5 protein-coding genes are annotated in these 4,237 nt (G+C 69.4%); 1 reads left to right on the top strand and 4 read right to left on the bottom strand.

Annotation, left to right across the window (positions count from 1 at the left end):
• Window positions 1-45: 45 nt before the first annotated feature.
• Genes ehuA through PROKR_RS14735 form a run of 4 tightly spaced genes read right to left on the bottom strand, consistent with a single transcriptional unit; the run spans window position 46 to window position 3,128 of the window.
• Window positions 46-825: an ectoine/hydroxyectoine ABC transporter ATP-binding protein EhuA gene (gene ehuA, locus PROKR_RS14750; protein WP_051433018.1), complete on the bottom strand. Its 780-nt coding sequence runs from the start codon at window positions 823-825 to the stop codon at window positions 46-48.
• Entirely contained in the window at window positions 818-1,459 is a 642-nt protein-coding gene (gene ehuD, locus PROKR_RS14745) for an ectoine/hydroxyectoine ABC transporter permease subunit EhuD (RefSeq protein ID WP_036964410.1), read from the bottom strand. The genes ehuA and ehuD overlap by 8 nt, the downstream gene beginning before the upstream one ends.
• On the bottom strand, window positions 1,456-2,190 hold the full coding sequence (ehuC, locus tag PROKR_RS14740; RefSeq protein WP_036964409.1) for an ectoine/hydroxyectoine ABC transporter permease subunit EhuC: 735 nt from the start codon (window positions 2,188-2,190) through the stop codon (window positions 1,456-1,458). Before ehuC ends, ehuD begins: the two co-directional genes overlap by 4 nt.
• A gap of 8 nt (window positions 2,191-2,198) precedes the next feature.
• A complete protein-coding gene (locus PROKR_RS14735) occupies window positions 2,199-3,128 on the bottom strand; it encodes a transporter substrate-binding domain-containing protein (protein ID WP_036964631.1) in 930 nt (309 codons plus the stop codon).
• Window positions 3,129-3,365: 237 nt separating this feature from the next.
• On the opposite strand from PROKR_RS14735, the gene PROKR_RS14730 reads away from it, so the two are divergent.
• Complete coding sequence (locus tag PROKR_RS14730) at window positions 3,366-4,133, top strand: GntR family transcriptional regulator (protein WP_051433016.1); 768 nt, start codon at window positions 3,366-3,368, stop codon at window positions 4,131-4,133.
• Window positions 4,134-4,237 lie beyond the last annotated feature (104 nt).

The following is a 4,237-nucleotide window of genomic DNA, read 5'->3' as shown; positions in this document are numbered from 1 at the left end:
GGCGCGCCCGTCCGAGAAGGACGGGCGCGCCCGGGTCGGGGCCGGTCAGAGGACCGCGCGGAGGAACTCCTGGGTCCGCTCGTGCTCCGGCGACGTGAAGATCGCCTCCGGGTGCGCCTCCTCGATGATCTTGCCGCCATCGAACATCAGCACCCGGTTGGAGACCTCCCGGGCGAACTGCATCTCGTGCGTGACGATCAGCATGGTGATGTCGGTGGTCTCGGCGATGTTGCGGAGCACGCCGAGCACATCGGCCACCAGCTCGGGGTCGAGCGCGGAGGTCACCTCGTCCAGGAGCAGGATCTCCGGCTCCATGGCCAGCGCCCGCGCGATGGCGACACGCTGCTGCTGCCCGCCGGACAGCTGGGTGCAGCGGGCGTCGCGCTTGTCGGCCAGGCCCACCTTCTCCAGCAGGTCCTCGGCCCGGGCGACCGCCTGCGCCTTGGGGATCCCGAGCACGTGGATCGGGGCCTCGATGATGTTCTCCAGCACCGACATGTTCGGGAACAGGTTGAACTGCTGGAACACCATCCCCACGCGGCGCCGCACGAGACTGCGCCGCTTCTCCGAGATCGCGACGCGCTTGCCGCCCCGGATCTCGTGCGTGTAGGGCTGCCCGTCCACGAGGATCAGGCCGTCGTTCGCCTCCTCGAGCGTCATGAGCAGGCGCAGGATGGTCGTCTTGCCGGAGCCGGACGGCCCGATCAGCGTGACGCGGTCCCCCTTGGCGACCGTGAAGTTCAGGCCGTCGAGCACGACGTTGTCGCCGAAGCGCTTGCCGACGCCCTGGAACTCGATGGCAGGGGTGGTGTCGTTGTCAGGCAAGGCGGTTCTCCATTCGGCGGACGAGCAGCGAGGTCGGGTAGCTCACCAGGAGGAAGAGCAGGCCGGCGAGGGTGATCGCCTCGATGTAGCGGAAGTTCGCACCGCCGTACGCCTGCGCGGCGGCATACATCTCGACCACGTAGATGAAGGCCAGGAACGGCGTCTCCTTGAACATCGAGATCGCGTAGTTCCCGAGACCGGGCAGCGTGTTCCGGATCGCCTGCGGCAGGATCACCGCGCGCCACGTCCGGCTCCGCGGCAGGTCGAGCGCGACGGCGGCCTCCCACTGCCCGCCCGGCACCGCGTCGATGCCGGCCCGGTAGACCTCGGACATGTACGTCGCGTAATGGATGCCGAGCACCACGCAGCCGACGGCGAGCGACGGGAACTGCGTGAACATCAGGTTCGCGAACACGAGCTGCACCAGCAGCGGCGTGGACCGGATGAACTCGACCAGGAAGCCGACCGGCATGGTGACGGTCCGCACGCGGGACCGCCGCACGATGGCGACGACGAGCCCCAGGACGGCGGCGATGATCATGCCCACCACGGTCGCCAGGACCGTGATGCCCAGCCCCTTGATCAGGTCGGGGAACACCGCGGCGGCGTGGTCCCAGCTCCAGAAGTCGTTCATGAGCGCACCTCCGTCCCGGCGGTCCTGGCGGGGGTCAGGCGCAGGACCTCACGCAGTGACGGCCCCTGGCCGACCTTGTGCTTGGCCCGTGCCTCGAGCGCGTTCATCAGCAGCGTGAGCGCGTAGGCGAACACGAAGTAGAGCAGCAGGCCGACCGTGTAGGCGAACACCGTGTCGGTCGTGCCCTTGCGCAGCTCCCCGATGAAGAAGTTGATGTCGTGCAGCGTGATGTAGGCCGCCAGGGCAGAGCCCTTGACGAGCTGGATCAGCAGGTTCGTGAACATGGGCATCATCAGCGGCCAGGCCTGCGGCAGGATCACGCGGCGCAGGCGGTGCACACCACCCAGGTCGAGCGCCGTGGCCGCCTCCCACTGCCCGGTGGGCACGGAGTTGATCGAACCGCGCACCACTTCGGCGGCATAGGCGCCGTAGTTGAGCCCGAGCGCGATGATGCCGCAGGCCAGCGGGTCGAGCTCGACGTAGAACGGCGGCAGCGGCAGTACGTAGTACAGCCAGAAGATCTGCACCACGAGCGACGTGCCGCGGAAGAACTCCACGACCACCCGGGACGGTACCCGCGCCCACCGGGTCCGGGCTCGGGAGCCCAGGCCCAGGATGAACGCGATGATCAGCGCGAGTACCGCACCGGCGATCGTGAGCTGGAGAGTGACGAGAATCCCTTCGCCGAGCTGCGGCAGCAGATCGACGAGCTTTTGCACGTTGTCGGACACGTGCGGGGTCAGCTGTCGAGGCCGAGCTCCGGGGCCAGGTCCTTGGCCAGCGACTCCAGGTCGCCCTCACAGAGCTTCTCGGCGGTCAGGCCCTCGACGGGACGCTCGGCGGCGGTGAAGCCGAACGGGCCTGCGATCTCCATCCAGCGGTCCTCGTCGGACACGATCTCGGCGAGCTTCTCGTTGTACGCGTCTCGAAGCTCCTCCTCACCCTTCGGGAAGACCGTGGCGCCCGCGCCGATCTGGGGCACGCCGTCGATCACTGCCACGAACGAGTCGGTGACCTCGACATCGGCGTTCGAACGCGCCACCAGCGCGTTGAGCGAGATGGCGGTCAGTGCCGACGCGTCGGCCCGGCCCGAGGTGACGGCGTCCAGCGCGTCCTGCGGGGAGCCGACCTTGACGGTCTCGATCCCGAGGGACTCGGTGTAGCCCTCCTCGATGGCGCCGCTGAGCACGGCGAGCTTCACACCGGCGTCCTTGGCGGACTGCATGTCCGTCAGGTTGTCCGGGTTGCCCGTCGGCGTCAGGAACGCGGTCGTGTACATGATCTCGGGCTCGGAGAAGATCGCCTCGGAGCAACGCTCGGGGAGGATCGACATCCCGGCGCTCACGGCGTCGTACCGGCCGGCGGTCAGGCCGGGGATGAGCGAGTTCCACTCCGTCTGCACGCCCTCGACGGTGTCGATGCCGAGCTCGGAGAAGATCGCCTCGTTCAGCTTGATGGTGGCTCCGGTGAGCTCGCCGCCGTCCTCGTAGGAGTAGGGCTCCTCGCCGTTGAACGCGACGGTGATGGCGCCGTCGTCCTGGAGCTGCTGCAGAGCACCACCGGCATCCTCCGGTGCTGTCGACGTGCACGCGGCCAGCGCGACCAGGGTGAGTACTGACCCTGTGGCAACGGCGGCTCGGCGGAGCGGGCGGACGCTTGATCTAGACATGGTTCCCTTCACGCCACCCGGCATGTTTGGCAAAGCCCGGGTGGGCTGGAGTTCACGGACGACACGCCACCGTAGCGGGACGGCGACGTTCAGACAATCTAGCGTTCGACATTATGATTGTCTACAATCTGCAAGTTCACCCGGCCGGAGCCGCCCCGGACACCGCCGTGGCCGCACAGAAGCCTGCGCACCGGGGATGATGTCGTCATCGACGTTGCGCTCACGGAAGGAGCACCGATGTACCACCCGCCACGGGCCACCCTGGCGACTGCGCCGTCCTTCTCGCGCGTGACGCGTCCCTCGACCGTCGACCTGATCCAGACCGAGCTGCGCAACGCGGTGTACGCGGGCGTGCTCGCCGTCGGCTCGCCGATCCGCGAGGTGGAGGTGGCGACGCAGCTCGGCGTGAGCCGCGGTCCGCTGCGGGAGGCCGCCCAGCGCCTGGTCCAGGAGGGGCTCCTGGTGGCGACGCCGGGGCGCGGCATGCGCGTGGCGACGATCTCGCGCGAGCGGCTCCCGGCGCTCTACGAGGCGCGCAAGTCCGTGGAGATCACAGCGGCCCGCCTGCTCGTCCGCTCCGGGGACGACGCCGCGGTGGCAAGCGTGCGCCGGGCGCACGACGACCTCGTCGACGCGAACCGCACGGGTGACGCGCGCCGGGTCGGCGGAGCCGACCTGAACCTGCACTGGGCGCTCGTCGCGGCGACCGGTAACCCCTGGCTCACCCGCTGGATGACCACGCTCATCGTCGAGGTGCGGATGGCCACCTTCTCCGTGAGCGACGAGTACGTCGTGCGCAAGGACACCGCCGACGCGCACGCCGCGATCGTCGAGCGGCTCGAGGCCCGCGACGAGGAGGGCCTCGTCCGGACCATCACCGAGATGCTCGACGGCGCCGTCGCACGGTTGCTCGGCCGCGAGGACGAACCCGTCGAGACACTCGAGGAGCCGGCGGACGCGCCCGCGATAACGCTCGGCCCGATCGACGCGCCGGACGAGCCGTAGGGGTCCGGCCCGTCGAGGCCCGGCTCCCCGGACGACCGGCTAGACCCAGGCCGCCGGGTCCGCGAGCACGGCCTGCAGCACCTCGCGGGCGCCGCCCGTCAGCG

Source organism: Promicromonospora kroppenstedtii DSM 19349 (assembly GCF_000515355.1).
GTDB lineage: Bacteria > Actinomycetota > Actinomycetes > Actinomycetales > Cellulomonadaceae > Promicromonospora > Promicromonospora kroppenstedtii.
The sequence above is the reverse complement of the archived record's forward strand: the minus strand, read 5'-3'. Positions and strand labels throughout refer to the sequence as shown.